Source organism: Fulvivirga sp. M361 (assembly GCF_007097395.1).
Taxonomy (GTDB): domain Bacteria; phylum Bacteroidota; class Bacteroidia; order Cytophagales; family Cyclobacteriaceae; genus Fulvivirga.
On the sequence record NZ_VKDC01000021.1, the window covers coordinates 49,686 to 64,220 of the forward strand.

General features: G+C 41.6%; 9 protein-coding genes. All 9 read right to left on the minus strand.

Features of this window, described 5'->3' with window-relative positions; translation table 11 throughout:
- Nucleotides 1-441: 441 nt before the first annotated feature.
- The 9 genes from FNH22_RS20905 to FNH22_RS20945 all read right to left on the minus strand — a co-directional run bounded on the left by FNH22_RS20905 (nucleotide 442) and on the right by FNH22_RS20945 (nucleotide 14,490).
- Nucleotides 442-1,278, minus strand: a complete 837-nt coding sequence (locus FNH22_RS20905) for an AraC family transcriptional regulator (protein WP_143400395.1) — start codon at nucleotides 1,276-1,278, stop codon at nucleotides 442-444.
- A gap of 32 nt (nucleotides 1,279-1,310) precedes the next feature.
- On the minus strand, nucleotides 1,311-1,946 hold the full coding sequence (locus tag FNH22_RS20910; protein ID WP_143400396.1) for a copper homeostasis protein CutC: 636 nt from the start codon (nucleotides 1,944-1,946) through the stop codon (nucleotides 1,311-1,313).
- 78 nt (nucleotides 1,947-2,024) lie between these two features.
- Nucleotides 2,025-3,404 (minus strand): sugar MFS transporter, encoded by a 1,380-nt coding sequence (locus FNH22_RS20915; protein ID WP_143400397.1) that lies wholly within the window; start codon nucleotides 3,402-3,404, stop codon nucleotides 2,025-2,027.
- Nucleotides 3,405-3,423: 19 nt separating this feature from the next.
- Nucleotides 3,424-4,359, minus strand: a complete 936-nt coding sequence (locus tag FNH22_RS20920; protein ID WP_143400398.1) for an ROK family protein — start codon at nucleotides 4,357-4,359, stop codon at nucleotides 3,424-3,426.
- 57 nt (nucleotides 4,360-4,416) lie between these two features.
- Complete coding sequence (locus FNH22_RS20925) at nucleotides 4,417-6,624, minus strand: GH92 family glycosyl hydrolase (protein ID WP_143400399.1); 2,208 nt, start codon at nucleotides 6,622-6,624, stop codon at nucleotides 4,417-4,419.
- Entirely contained in the window at nucleotides 6,621-8,549 is a 1,929-nt protein-coding gene (locus FNH22_RS20930; protein WP_143400400.1) for a hypothetical protein, read from the minus strand. The genes FNH22_RS20925 and FNH22_RS20930 overlap by 4 nt, the downstream gene beginning before the upstream one ends.
- A gap of 92 nt (nucleotides 8,550-8,641) precedes the next feature.
- Nucleotides 8,642-9,841 (minus strand): PNGase F N-terminal domain-containing protein, encoded by a 1,200-nt coding sequence (locus FNH22_RS20935; RefSeq protein ID WP_221420320.1) that lies wholly within the window; start codon nucleotides 9,839-9,841, stop codon nucleotides 8,642-8,644.
- Nucleotides 9,838-12,189, minus strand: a complete 2,352-nt coding sequence (locus FNH22_RS20940) for a GH92 family glycosyl hydrolase (RefSeq protein WP_143400401.1) — start codon at nucleotides 12,187-12,189, stop codon at nucleotides 9,838-9,840. The genes FNH22_RS20935 and FNH22_RS20940 overlap by 4 nt, the downstream gene beginning before the upstream one ends.
- 15 nt (nucleotides 12,190-12,204) lie before the next feature.
- Nucleotides 12,205-14,490 carry a GH92 family glycosyl hydrolase gene (locus FNH22_RS20945; protein ID WP_143400402.1) on the minus strand — a complete coding sequence of 762 codons (2,286 nt, stop codon included), beginning with the start codon at nucleotides 14,488-14,490 and terminating at the stop codon, nucleotides 12,205-12,207.
- Nucleotides 14,491-14,535: the final 45 nt, after the last annotated feature.

Genomic DNA, 14,535 nt, shown 5'->3' on the forward strand with positions numbered 1-14,535 from the left:
ACTTATTAAGGCACAAATAGAGTTGAATTTTGTAAAGCACTAATACATAGACAATTATCTTAAAGATAAATTATTTTTTAAATAAATTAAAAAAATTATGAAATAAAATGGATTATTAATATTTATATAGCTGACAATGAGAGGGGTAATAATATTATTACATCAATAGTATTTAATCGCTTATAGGCATATGTTTTATAATCAAATAGTTATATATGTTCTAATAATTATATGATTAGATGTATATAAGCAGATGATTTTCTCTATACTATGTGATGGATTCGAGTTAAGTTCATGAATAACTAACTCCGCTTCGAAGAGCAGTAGAATTAAATTCCTCCTTAGAAAAGGAATCCTTACATTGGACCAGTCTATGGATTACTCCTTTCTACCTCACGATAGCTACTTTCACTGAAGCCGTGACATGGAAACTACAATCCCTCAGCACACAGTCTGATTCATCCTTCTAAACTGCGATGGTGTCTGATGATAGGTACTTTTAAACACTTGATAGAAATGCCCTAAACTGGAATACCCACATTCTGTGGAGATTGTCTTGATAGGTGTATTGGTGATAATCAGTTGCCTTGAAGCAAAACTTAGTCTGAGTTCTTGTACTAAATTAGACAGCGTTTTATCTAAATGTTTTTTAACTACACGATTTACATGATTAGTATTTTTACCACATAATGCCACAAAGCCTGCCACTCCGGCATCAAAATGTTTCGCTGTATTATATCCGTGCATTGCTTTCACCAGCCATTCAGGCATTTTCAAATCAATGCTGATTTTATCATTTGACTGGATCATTCTAATGATAAAGAGTAATAAACTATCTAAATGCAGTTGTTCATTACGAAACATCATACTTTCTTTCGCACGTTGTGAAATACGATGTATAATGTTCATATCCAATTTCACGCGATAGGGCAACTTTTCTGAGGTCCAAAAGAATAAGTTTGAATTGTTAAAATACCTATCTCTCAAGAACTCGAGTGTTTCTGTGCCAAAAGCCAAATTCATCAAAATTACTACTTCACGCGATGAGGTGAAGGTGTGTTCATCATCAGGGCGGATCATGATCAAATCCCCTGGCTTCAATCGTTTCCTTTCTCCATTGATAAGATGAACGCCTCTCCCACTTTCCACCCAGAATACTTCTGCATAACCATGTTTGTGTAGAGAAAGGTCCTGACGACTGTGAATTTGCACTCTGGCGATATGAAAGATCTCGTCGTTTATCAAAAAGTCACTTAGTTGAAATCGTTGAGTCTCCATTACGGTAGAAATACAAATGACACTAAAAACTGTTACGGAGTCTCTCTTCCCAGCTCTCCTACAATGCGTTTACCATGGTACGCTTTCGCCTGGATTATGTCGTGCACTTCAGTCAAATTTTCATCAGTGACTTTGCCACAGGCAATGATCTGAAGGTAGTCATCTGCTTCGGATATCATTGATTTCAGACATTCTGTCCCTTCTATAGCAGTGGCCTCTTTTCCTGAAGTCAGAATAGAATCAATGCCTGCAATTTCTTTTAAACGTCGAACTTCATCCACCGGATCATCACAACTATCAATGGCCTTATGAATGGTTACCTTCAAAGGAAGAGTATATTCGGTTAACTCAGTAATGATATCAAGGTCCAGTGTTTCAGAAGAGGTACACGCACCAAAAACCACTCCTTCTACGCCTACAGACTTACAATAATCAATAGCGTCTTTCATTTGAGACACCTCCTCTTTTGAATAAATAAAATTTCCAGGCCTGGGCCTGATCATGACCCTAATGGGTATGCCTAACTGATCGATCGCCAGGCGTATAAGTTCATGCGACGGGGTTAACCCGTCATGGATCAAATCAGCACATAACTCAATACGATCGGCACCTTGTGCCTGAGCTCTGACACACTGATCAATGGTTTCTACACAGGCTTCTTTAATCATTTTTAGTCGTGAGTCCTTAGTCTTTAGTCGTGAGTATACTTAAGACTAAGGACTCACAACTCAAGACTATAAGTTTAACTACTCTCTTTTTAAAGGTTTATATCCTTTCAGGCCGAAGAACATGAGGTATACATAACAAACTACAGGAAACAAAAATGAAGTTTGCAGACCGGCTACATCGGCTATGGCCCCTTGAATAGGCGGTATCAATGCACCTCCGAGAATAGCCATTACCAACAGTGATGAACCCTGACTTGTATCTTTGCCCAAACCAGCAATGGATAAGGTGAAAATATTGGACCACATAATAGAATTAAACAGCCCAATACCCAATATTGCCCACATAGCAATGTTCCCTTTGGTTACAACACCGACCACTAACAATACCGCAGCACTTAATGCAAATAGAAACAACGTTCTTGCTGGTAAACCTTTTCCGACAATGGAAAGAATAATATTAACCGCTACACAGATCAGAAAGGGGTAGGTTTCCTGAAATGTAAAGCCGGAAACAAATGTGATCATAACATAGAGTACCATTGAAACAAGCACCATCGCCCCTATCTTCTTTATTCCTACTATAGAGTCACTCATAGATATGGAACCTACAAATCGCCCTACCATAGCTCCTCCCCAATAAAGTGCTAAAAGATTACTGGCTTCGGATTCGCCAATACCCAATATTTCTTTCAGGCCTAAAAAATTGACTAATAAACTTCCTATTGCTACTTCGGCACCCACGTAGCAAAATATCGCTCCAATACCATATACCAGATTATTATACTTTAATGCAGATCCCCCCACTTCAGTTTTACCCGTTTCCTGCTCTTCCATTAGTGTAGGCAACTTCACAAACCGGATCATCACGGCCAGCAGGAGAAAACTTGCTGCCAGGAATATGTAGGGTAGCTTCACCGAGTCAGCCCCACTGGTATCCGCCTGAAAATATTCAAATATGAGATACCCACCTATAACCGGTGAGATGGTGGTTCCAAAGGAATTAAACCCTTGTGAAAGATTTAATCTTGAAGAAGCTGTTTCCGGCCTTCCTAACAGGGCCACATAAGGGTTAGCGGCAATTTGAAGTAAGGTCAATCCAAGGCCCAGCGTGAATAATGCGAATAAAAAGAACCCATAGCTTCTAAACTCTGCTGCCGGAAAAAAAAGAAAACAGCCAAGCGCTGCTACGATCAAGCCTAATATAATTCCGTTCTTATAGCCTATTTTGGCAATTGGGTCTCCCTTGACAGTCGATATTAAGAAATATACCACTGAACCAATAAAATAAGCACCAAAAAAGGCGAATTGTACCAATGTAGACTGAAAAATAGTCAGCTCGAATACGTTCTTCAGATAAGGTATTAGTACATCATTGAGTGCGGTGATAAACCCCCAGGCAAAAAACAGTGAGGTTAAAATACCAAGAGGATAGGCGTAATTTTGTTGTTTATCAGACATGTAGAGCTAGTATAAGTTATCAAATAATTGGAAGGTGTGGCTTTATTTTGTGCCAGTAATCGTCATCCAGTAAACGGGCGCTACCGATCATGGCTGCCTCTTCCATAAGTTCGGAAATTTCGATATCCACCTGAACATCGCAATTAATCAACCCCTTGAGAGCAGGTAAAAACAGGTCAGCAGCTTTCATAATGTTCCCTCCCATTACCAGGACTTCCGGTTCAAATTTTTTAAGCCAGGGCATTAGAAAGCTGGCAAGGTTATCAGCAAATTCCAGGAATATATTATTCGCTTGTGAATGGTTACGAGCAATTTCAGCTATTTCTTTGACCCCCTTAACTGTTTCACCGGTGAGCTTTTTGTACTCCCTGATGAACCACCTGGTAGAAAAATAGTCATCCGCTATTCCATCTTTAAATGTAAGATACCATAAACAGCCTTGATCCGGAACATCGCTTCGCTTGATCACAGGGAGATCATTATCAATAAATGCAGAGCCAAAACCAGTACCCAACGTTAGTGAAATGGATTTTTTGGTTCCCCATGCTTTCCCACACCAGGCCGCACCTACAGCAAAGGCCGATGCGTCGTTTAAAAACCTGATTTTGGTTTCATCTAAGTTAAGTAGTGGCATTATGGCCGGTTCGATAGCTATATTATAAAGGCTTTCATATTTATCCGTGAGTTCATAAATAGCCACCCCTTTTTGATAATTAAAGGGTCCCGGGATCGCAAAACCAATCCCTTTCAGTTGGGATTTGTCAATTTTTTCCAGTGTGGTATTAATACAGTCAGCCCAACATTTGAGTATTTGTTGGCTGGAACCTTTACTATCAACTTTACTAGTGGAAGTTGTATTTGGAATGGGTCTTCCCGAAGTTGTGTCAATCGCGGAGCAAGCAATGTGCCCACCACCAATATCTACGCCCAGAGCAATCGTAGTATTTTGCATCATTTAATTATAGGAATCATTGCTTTATTAATAAACTTATCTTTGTGCTCTACCTTTATTTTATCTCTTCTTTTTTTCATTTAATTTCTGCTTATCTGTCATAGTAAAAACCAGCTCTCCGCCTGTCATAATTTGATCATGTCCAATGAAATACTCATCCATCAATCTGCCGTTAAAAGTAACTGATTTTACGTAAACATTGTCCTTAGATTGGTTTTTAACCAATACTTTAAATACTTTATGCCCGGGTAAATATATCGTTGCTTCCTCAACTTCAGGACTTCCAAAAACATATCTTCCATCTGAGGGGTTTACGGGGTAAAATCCCAGTGCGCTGAAGAGGTACCAGGCGGACATTTGACCACAATCTTCATTACCGCAAAGCCCATCCGGAGTGGTAGTATAAAGTTCATCCATAATTTGACGCACCTTCTGCTGGGTTTTTCCGGGAGCATCAATGAACTGGTATAAATAAGGCACATGGTGACTGGGCTCATTTCCATGAACATATTGACCAATATATCCGGAGATCCATTCAGGCAAATCACTTTTCGGAGGCTCTAAAATGAACATGTTATCCAACTTATCTTCAAAAACACTCTCACCACCTGTAAGTGAGATGAGTTTCTCAATATCCTGGGGAACATACCAGTAATATTGCCATGCATTGGCTTCACAATAGTCTTCCGGATGATAGGCCAATGGATCCAGGTCAGGCTTAAATTCACCTGATATAGATCTGGCACGAAAAAAACCGGTGGTACTGTCAAAGTGATTTTGGTAGTTCATCGAACGGGTCATAAAGTAGTTATAATCTTCTTCTTTCCCGAGTTTCCTGGCCACCTGTGCAATGCACCAATCATCAAATGCATATTCTAAGGTCAGGGAGACATTCCATCCCCTGTTTTCATAAGGGACATAGCCCAACGCCTTGTAATCTTTTAATTCAAAATCATCTTGCATGGCACTGGCTTTCATAGCTTTGTAAGCCAGCTCCAGGTCTATATCGGGAATTTGCTTCAGAATGGCGTCTGCAATCACCGCCACGGAATGGTAGCCTATCATCATATTTGTTTCACTACCCCACATGTTCCAGACAGGTAAAAGTCCTTCCTCTTTGTAAAAGTCAAGCATAGAATTGACCAGGTCCGGAACTCTGTCAGGGTCAGTAATGGTAAGCCAGGGATGAAGCGCCCGATAAGTATCCCACAAGGAATAAGTAGTGTAACGGGGATGTTTTTCAGACTTCCACACTTTGCCGTCTGTTCCTTTATATTCACCATTCACGTCAGAATATATGGTGGGAGCCAGCATGCTATGGTACATAGCTGTATAAAACTGGACCATATTATCCGGGGAGGCTTTGATCTGTACTTTGTTCAGGGCCTCTTCCCATACCGCACTGGCTTGATCTTTAACTTTGTCAAAATCAAAACCCTTTTGCTCAGTTTCCAGGTTAAGCGAAGCATTGTCAATACTTACCGAACTTAGACCCGTTTTGATCAACACTTCTTTGCGATTAAAAGACAACTCTGCCAACAGGTCCAAGCCTTTGATGGTATCCATTGCAGACATGATTTCACCATCACTCAGCTTATATTGGAAGGGGGCTGAGAATATGGTTTTGAAAAAGACCCTTTGGTCCCGGGCCCATCCTGTCGATTTTCTATAGCCTACCAGTGTAGTGTCGTTCACTATTTTGATGAAACTATCGGTGATCTTATCCCAGTTACGGGTGTAGCCCAAATGCAATCTCACGTTAGTATCTTCACCTTCGAACGTATATTTTTGTAACCCTGTTCTAGTGGTAGCTGTCAGCTCCACATTTACTTGATAATCTTCCAGATATACCTGATAATAGCCTGGCTCAGCTTCTTCATTCTCATGACTGAAACGGGAATACACCGTTTCACCGGCATTCACACCATCCAATTTAGCTTGTTTTAAGCGACCTGAAACCGGTAAAAATGAGATATCGTACAGATCACCCGCTCCGGTCCCTGACAGATGGAGGTGACTAAACCCGGCAATCACGGTATCCGGGTAAAAATAACCTGAGATCCAATCCCACCCATAGCGGCCATTATCAGGACTAAGCTGTACCATTCCATAGGGGACGGTAGCACCGGGGTAAGTGTTCCCTTTTCCATCCGTACCAATGAAAGAGTTGACATAATTTACCAATCGCGTATCATCCACTGGTTTTTCCTGACTTGAACAAGCAACCAACAAAAAACTTACGAATACTATGCTTAACTGTTTTCTCATTTCCAATACACTTTCTGTAGGGCAGCTTTGCTTCTTGAACCGTCTTTGGCCGTAGATACTACCTGGATCATAGTATATTTCCGGTGACTCTCTTTTTCTATCACCGGAACATAATAATAGGTACTGTTGGTCTGTCCCAGCCAGGTTCTACTGCCATCACGGGCCAGCTGGTAAATGCTATGATATGCACTGTTATCCGCTCCCTTGATATGTACATACATTTCTGCCTGGTCACCATTCTGAAAAGTTTCCGTGGAGATCTCCGGCCTTGAAATTCCCGCCTGACGTTTATTTACAATACTTAACTTACCGAGATAGACCGTATCCATATCTTTCCCTGACACTTTCACACCGATTTTAACGACTTTTCGGGAAGCAGCATTATCCAATAAGCCAGAGAACAAACCCCACTCAGCCCCCAAGGCCACAGGGTAATCCCGGCTCGTCCCATCTGAGAAGTCAAAAGAAAGTTTGATCGCTACGGCACCTTTGGCAGCTAACTCAAACTTTTCATTACCTGTAAGCTGCAGGTTGCTTTTGTACAAGGGTATATAAACTTCCTTTTCACCTTTTTGAATATCCATTCGAAGAGATGAGCCTCCTGTGTAACTTTCATTAAAGTCAAAAGTGATCTTCACAAGTGTTGTGTCTACATCCCACTGCCAGGAGGGTAAAATATCCTGACTACTTAGATTGTGCCACTCTTTTTCAAATAATTGCTTACCCTCTTCATTGTAAAATCTGCCTAGTCCGTAATTGAAATGCGTAATGAACGGGATGTTATTTATTGTAGAGCGAGCGGGAAAATAATTGGCAAACCCTTTCCATTCCCACCCGTCTAAATGTCCTATTTTTTGCTTGATAAAGGTGCCGTTCCAAAACTTTTTTTCTTCTCTGTAAACCGTTTCAGGTTGCTTATCTTCGGCAAGGTCAAAAGTGGCATTGGGCCAATAAAGGCCAATAGATGTAGTGTAAGGTGCATCGTCCTTGTATAAATTCCCCCATTTGACGTAAGACTTATAGCCACGCTTTTGTACATCTACTCCTGAATAAAGCTGCCAGGGACTTCTATCCAATTCCAATGCTTTTTTATGCGTGTCTTCTAACTGGGTAGCGCTCCAACCAAAATCAATGAACATGATATCAGACATCTTTTTATCTCCCTGTTGAAAATACATGGAGTTATGATGATTGAGCTCTTCCTGCCATATTACACGACCATCTTCTATCATGGCATCGTACCACATGAGTTGAAATCGTTCCCGGGCTTTCTGTTGATAGTAGGCCAAAAAACCCTGCATATTCCGGGCATCTTCCTGGCTCAATCCGTCTGTCTCCTGATTGATGAACCACCCGTCAAAGCCATAATATGCAGCGACTTCCAATAGCTTGTCGGCCACAGGAAAATTACCATTATCATCTTTTTGTAACATTTCTATCACCCATTCCTTTTTGCCCCCATATACTACCGGAGGAAAAAACACCGTACCCAGTATTTTAACACCGTTTCTATGAGCAGCATCTATCCAGGGCACTGCCGGGGTAACAATGATCCCTTCTTGAGCAGCTCCTCCCCATTGCACAAAGTAATCGATGTATTGCCAGTAAGGGAACGCATATTGCTGTACAGTTTGAAAACCTTGAGACGGATGATTTGACGTAGGATAAGAAGCCACCAAAGATGTGATGGACGGGTCTACACTCAGTTCAGGGTTACGTTGTGTTTTAGGATCTGTAAATCGTTCTGCCAGTGGCGTATGGCTCACGTTAAACTTCGCATATGGGTCATTATCCTTATCCCATTTTAACAATTCGTCCACAAACCAGTAAGACGAATAAGGTTGATGTTCACCATAATCGGTTTGTGCAAATACCCCATCCAAAGAAAGAAAAAAAAGTATGGTAAAAAAGCTCCTTAAATTCATTATTGTATTTCTCTTCAACACGTTGTGATTATTATTTCAACTTATCCGTTTGTCTTTGACTTATACACATAGTCAAAATCAAATTCATTCTTCTACTCCTCGTACACCAGGTATGCAGATACCAACCAATGGTTGAATTTATTCTCTTCTGCTGCCTGTGCAGGGATACTCACGCGGAGGGTATGACTACCTTTTGGCAGATCATTCAAAGAGATCTCAAACGGTGCCACTTTTGATCCCGGACACCAGTTAGAGCGTGAAAGATCTGAAGAAGCCTGTCGTTCTTCAATGTATTTGACCTTGTATTTTCGCTGTTCCCAGTCAATATACTGTGCTGAATCGCCGATGAGCCAAACGCCGGAAGAGGGGTTGAATCTTCTGAAAGATGCGCAGTCATCACGCCAGGGTATAGTATCCAGTACCTTTATGCCATCAAAAAAAACTTCATTTTTAGTTTTCACAAATTCATCCCCTCCTGAATGCCCTCCATGGCCCGTCGTGATGTATTTTAAAACGGCATTACGAACAGGTTTATCCAGGTCAAACCGGACTTCCAGGTCCTGGCTTGCAAAAAAATCAGGTAGCCGTTGCTTACGTCCATAGCTCACTGTATTCGCTAATGGCAGCACATGTTTCTCAGGAAGTATTCTGGGGTCATATGACAGTTCCATACTCACTTCATACCCCTCCTTTGTCCAGGAATCAATCCATATACCGATGTAAGTTTCTCCGGATAGTTCATTCCTCATATCTGTGACATCCATCTCCCAGGTAACTTCTTTCTCCCATTTAGGAATGTAGACCGGTCTCCTGTGGTCAGAGGAATCCTCTGTGCTGTAATGTCCTACCCCAAAGGGTGACATAAAGCGCAATAGTTCCAGTGCAGGTTTAAATTTTTCGGTGGCTTTAACACCTCCGTACCCATCTCCCACCACAGAACCTTTGGGATAATCCTGTTCCGATTGGTTAATATCTATCAGCGAATGCTGGCCAGGGTCAGTGATGACAAAACAAGAACCTGATTTATCCCAACGGTCGCCGGAAGATGTAAGGGTCAACTTAAGACTAACCTCGGCTCCTTCGGGAAAAGCAGGAAGTACGATTTTTTTGATCGCCATCCGACCATTTTCAAGACGTATAACACCGGCATCTTCATTTATCTTTCCTCCAAAATTGATCGGCGTTTTTTTGAATACGGATACTGTTTGATTTGACTGTGCAGAAAGTAGGTTATTACCGAATACCAGTACGAGGACATACATCCATATTACTTGAGAAGCTGGTTTTCTCATTTATCTTTATGATTTGACATGGAAAAAGGAATTGAACTTTTATTCGTACCCCAGTTTTTATTGGGGCTATCGGTCATAGTAAATTCAAGAACACCTCCCTTTTGCAAATCATGATGATCTACCCAGATATGATCTTGTGCTTTTCCGTTAAATTTGACCGATTCGATAAATACATTTTTGGTATTGTTGGCATTTGCCTTGATGAACAATATTTTTCCATCCTCCATCGTCAACGTGACTTTCTTAAAAAGTGGGCTGCCTATTACGTACTGTGTCGTAGCTGGCGTTACAGGATAGAAACCTAAGGCGCTAAAAACATACCATGCCGACGTCTGTCCGTTATCTTCATCTCCACAATACCCATCCGGTTGTGGAGTATACAAAACGTCCATGACCTGTCGTATTTTCTGCTGTGCCTTCCAGGGTTGGGCTGCATAATTATAAAGATAGATCATATGCTGGATCGGTTGATTACCATGGGCATAATTACCCATATTCACAATCTGCATCTCCCGTATCTCATGGATGGTGAATCCATAATATGAATCATCAAAATCGGGAGGCATTTCAAAAACAGCATCCAGTTTTTGGGCAAATGCATCTTCACCTCCCATCAGACCTATAAGTCCCTGTATATCATGAAAAACCGACCATGTGTAATGCAAGCTGTTACCTTCGGTAAATGCATCACCCCATTTCAGGGGGTTAAACGGCGACTGAAAGGTCCCATCTTCATTTTTCCCTCTCATCCAGCCACTTTCCTTATCAAAAAGGTGCTTATAATTTTCAGATCTTTGTCTGAAGATAGTTGCATCTTCCGGTTTACCCAGTTCAGTAGCCACTCGCGAAATGGCAAAATCGGCAAAGGCATATTCCAGGGTACGCGCTGCATTTTCATTGATACTTACGTTATAAGGCACATAACCTAGTTTATTGTAATATTCTATTCCTTCTCTACCTACTGAGTTGATCACCTGCCCTTTGCTGGAAACGGGTCTGCCCTCACTGGTAGTGGCATTTTTCAACATGGCTTCGTACAATGTTTCAATATCATATCCTCTTATTCCTTTCATATAAGAATCCGCGATATTAATGGCTGAATTAGAGCCTATCATACTCTGCCTGTGCCCCGGACTCGCCCATTCCGGTAACCAGCCGGACTCTTTATAGGTGTTGACCAGGCCTTCCATAATTTGTGCATTGAGCTGTGGATACATCAAGGTGAAAAATGGGAACACTGCCCTGAACGTATCCCAAAACCCATTATCGGTAAACATGTACCCAGGTAAAACTTCTCCATTGTAAGGGCTATAGTGAACGATACTGCCTGCTTTATCTATCTCATAAAACTTTCTTGGGAACAGTAGCAATCGGTACAGACAAGAATAGAAAGTGCGCACATTGTCAATATTATCATCTTCTACTTTTATCCGGCTCAATTCAGTTTGCCATGCCTTGAGTGCTTTTGATCTGGTTTGTTCAAAGGTGTCATTTCCAATTTCTCTGTCTAGGTTCAACTGGGCTTGTTCCGGACTAATGAATGAGGAAGCCACCTTGACATGAACCTGCTCTCCCCGCCGTGTTTTAAAACCAACAATAGCACCTACATGCTCTCCCTCACTTTCAAGTGTGTTTTGTTTAAGCTTCCAGTCGTCCTCCCATGTATGGATTTGTTCAAAATCCTTATCAAACTGTGCTACAAAGTAATTATGAAAATTTTCGGGAACGCCACCACTGTTATTCCTGCAATACCCGATTATCTTACGTTCTTTAGGAATCACTTTTACCATAGACCCCCTAAAAAAACCATCCAATAGAATAAAGGACGAATCTGATTCAGGAAAAGTGAATTTAAACTGGGCAGCTCTTTCTGTGGGGGATACCTCCACCTTCAGGTCATAATCCGCCAGGTAAACACTGTAATAATGAGGTTTTGCAATCTCTGCTTTATGTGAAAACCAGGAACTCCTTTCATCTTCCTGAAACTTCAAAGAACCTCTTATCCCCATGAGTGAAAAAGCCGCATAGTCATTGATCCATGGACTGGGCTGATGGGTTTGTTTGATCCCCCTGATCTTGTTTTCATCATACTTATACGTCCACCCATCCCCCATTTTACTGGTCATGGGTGTCCAAAAATTCATCCCCCAGGGAGTAGCTATGGCCGGATAGGTATTCCCATTAGAAAGGTCAAAATCAGAATCCGTACCCATTAATGGATTAACGTACTGAACTAAATTGTCATCAGTAGTACTATTAGCAATTTCATTGCTTGTCGGTTGCTGGCAGCTATCTAATAGGAAAGCAATAACAACCAGGATGCTTATTACAACTTTAGGCGATTTCATGGCATACTTCATTTTTTACTTACTCATAGAAGGAGGAACCTGTGATGAAGCAGCAGCCCATTCTTTATTTGGAGCGCTTCCCATGGTAAGTACTAATTTCCCGCCTTCCAGTATTTCAGAATGCTTTATGTATGCTCTTTCCAGGGTACGCCCGTTTAATTCAGCGGTTTGTATGTATTTGTTGTCAGTGGAGCTCCCTATAGCTTCTACTATAAACTTCTTACCTCCTGCCACGGTTAACTGTGATTTTTCGAACACAGGACTGCCTATCACATAAATCCCTTCGGCAGGGTTCACCGGGTAGAATCCCAATGCGCTGAAAACATACCAGGCTGACATCTGGCCACAATCTTCATTTCCACATAAACCATCCGGTTGGTCACTGTATAAGGTAAGCAGTATATCACGTACTATTTCCTGTGTCTTCCACGGAGCTCCCGCATAAGAATAAAGGTATGCGATATGATGACTGGGCTCATTCCCATGTGCATATTGGCCTATTAATCCGGAGATATCAGCAGAAATATTCTCCCCGGTAATATTTGAATCTTCTGAAAACAGTTGATCCAGTTTTTCAATGAATGATCCATTGCCTCCCATTAGTTCAATAAGCCCTTGTACATCATGCGGCACAAACCAGCTGTGTTGCCAGGCATTTCCTTCAGTGTAATCGGTTCTTACACGGTGAGAAGAATGCTTTGGATCAAAAGGTGTTCTCCAGGAGCCATCTGCTAACTTACCTCTCATGAATTTCGTTTCAGGGTCAAATAGTTTTCGATAGGCAGAAGCACGATCTATAAAGTATTTGTAGTCATCTTCTTTTCCCAGGGCCTTCGCTACCTGGGCAATACACCAGTCGTCATAGGCATATTCAAGGGTCTTGGTGACGGATTCAACCTCCAGTTCAGAAGGGATGTACCCGTATTCCTTCAAGAAGTTCACCCCTCTGATATCCTGCATAGCACTGGCTTTCATCGCTTCATATGCAACATTTATATCAAACCCTGTAAAGCCTTTGAGATATGCATCACTTATCACCGGAATAGCATGGTAACCTGTCATAGTATTCGTTTCGTTACCCAAAAGGGACCATACGGGTAGCAAACCATATTCTTTATAATGGGCCAACATCGAGTTGATCATATCATCCACCTTGTCTGGCTGTAGTACGGTTAACAATGGGTTTGCCGCGCGGAATGTATCCCAAAGTGAAAAGATGTCATAACGAGTATAGCCCTCGGCTTTATGCACATTTCCATCCACTCCTTTGTATTCATTATTCAAGTCCGAATAAATGACAGGCGCCAGGTTGGTGTGATATAATGCAGTGTAAAAAGTGCGTTTTAAAACTTCATCATCTGATGTAACAGCTACTTTGTTTAGTTCACCTCGCCAGGCAGCTTCAGCTTCCTTTTTAACCTTTTCAAAATCCCATCCTTTGATCTGATTCAGACTCTTTAAAGCACCCTCTACACTGGCGCTGGAAATACCTGTTTTTGCAAATAATGTTGAACTTTCCTCTTTACTCTCAAAGTCAAAAACAGCTTTAAGCTTAATACCTTCATGCTTTACTCCTTTAAGCAGTGATGTACCATCAGCAAACGTATGTGATAGTACAGGTTGAGAAAAAGCGATGGCAAAGTAAACACGTTGGTCTTTGGCCCAGCCTGTAGAATAACGATACCCGGTAATTAATGTATCATTTACCAGATCCATTTTGGTCCTTACCGGCTTGTCCCAATTATTCGTGTCAGAAAGATCCAGTACAACAGACTTCAATTGGCCTTTAGGGAAATCATACTGCTGTATCCCGGCATGTGTTGTGGCAGACAATGAGACGTCAATATTATGGTCCAGTAACTTCACATAGTAATAACCTGGTGAAGCTCGCTCGTCGTCATGAGTGTAAAAGGACTTATAGTCATGGTCCGCCCTGTCCGTGATCTTTTTAGTCAGATCAACTTTAGCAGAAGTTGGCATCAAACGAATATCAGTAAGGTCACCAATGCCGGTCCCGCTAAGGTGCATATGACTAAAGCCGACGATGATACTATCAGAATAGTGATAACCGGAACACCAGTCCCAACCGGTTATGCCATTGTCCGGGCTTAGTTGTACCATTCCAAAAGGTACGGTAGCTCCCGGAAAAGTATGCCCATGTGCTGCCGTCCCGATAAAAGGGTCTACATATTGTAATGGATCAGCAACCGGAGTTACTGCCGGCTCCTTCTCTTCAGGATGTCCTGAACATGCAGCCATGATCGAAATAATAATCATGTAGTGTGGTAACTTCTTTATCATGCTCATATTTATCATTTTAGCTTTTCTTGGTATGTAAGTGTGTCT

Excerpts from the sequence above, each read along its gene's own strand:
- FNH22_RS20905 (WP_143400395.1), bottom strand. The coding sequence starts at position 1,278 with ATGGAGACTCAACGATTTCAACTAAGTGACTTTTTGATAAACGACGAG.
- FNH22_RS20910 (WP_143400396.1), bottom strand. The coding sequence starts at position 1,946 with ATGATTAAAGAAGCCTGTGTAGAAACCATTGATCAGTGTGTCAGAGCT.
- FNH22_RS20915 (WP_143400397.1), bottom strand. The coding sequence starts at position 3,404 with ATGTCTGATAAACAACAAAATTACGCCTATCCTCTTGGTATTTTAACC.
- FNH22_RS20920 (WP_143400398.1), bottom strand. The coding sequence starts at position 4,359 with ATGATGCAAAATACTACGATTGCTCTGGGCGTAGATATTGGTGGTGGG.
- FNH22_RS20925 (WP_143400399.1), bottom strand. The coding sequence starts at position 6,624 with ATGAGAAAACAGTTAAGCATAGTATTCGTAAGTTTTTTGTTGGTTGCT.
- FNH22_RS20930 (WP_143400400.1), bottom strand. The coding sequence starts at position 8,549 with ATGAATTTAAGGAGCTTTTTTACCATACTTTTTTTTCTTTCTTTGGAT.
- FNH22_RS20935 (WP_221420320.1), bottom strand. The coding sequence starts at position 9,841 with ATGAGAAAACCAGCTTCTCAAGTAATATGGATGTATGTCCTCGTACTG.
- FNH22_RS20940 (WP_143400401.1), bottom strand. The coding sequence starts at position 12,189 with ATGAAATCGCCTAAAGTTGTAATAAGCATCCTGGTTGTTATTGCTTTC.
- FNH22_RS20945 (WP_143400402.1), bottom strand. The coding sequence starts at position 14,490 with ATGATAAAGAAGTTACCACACTACATGATTATTATTTCGATCATGGCT.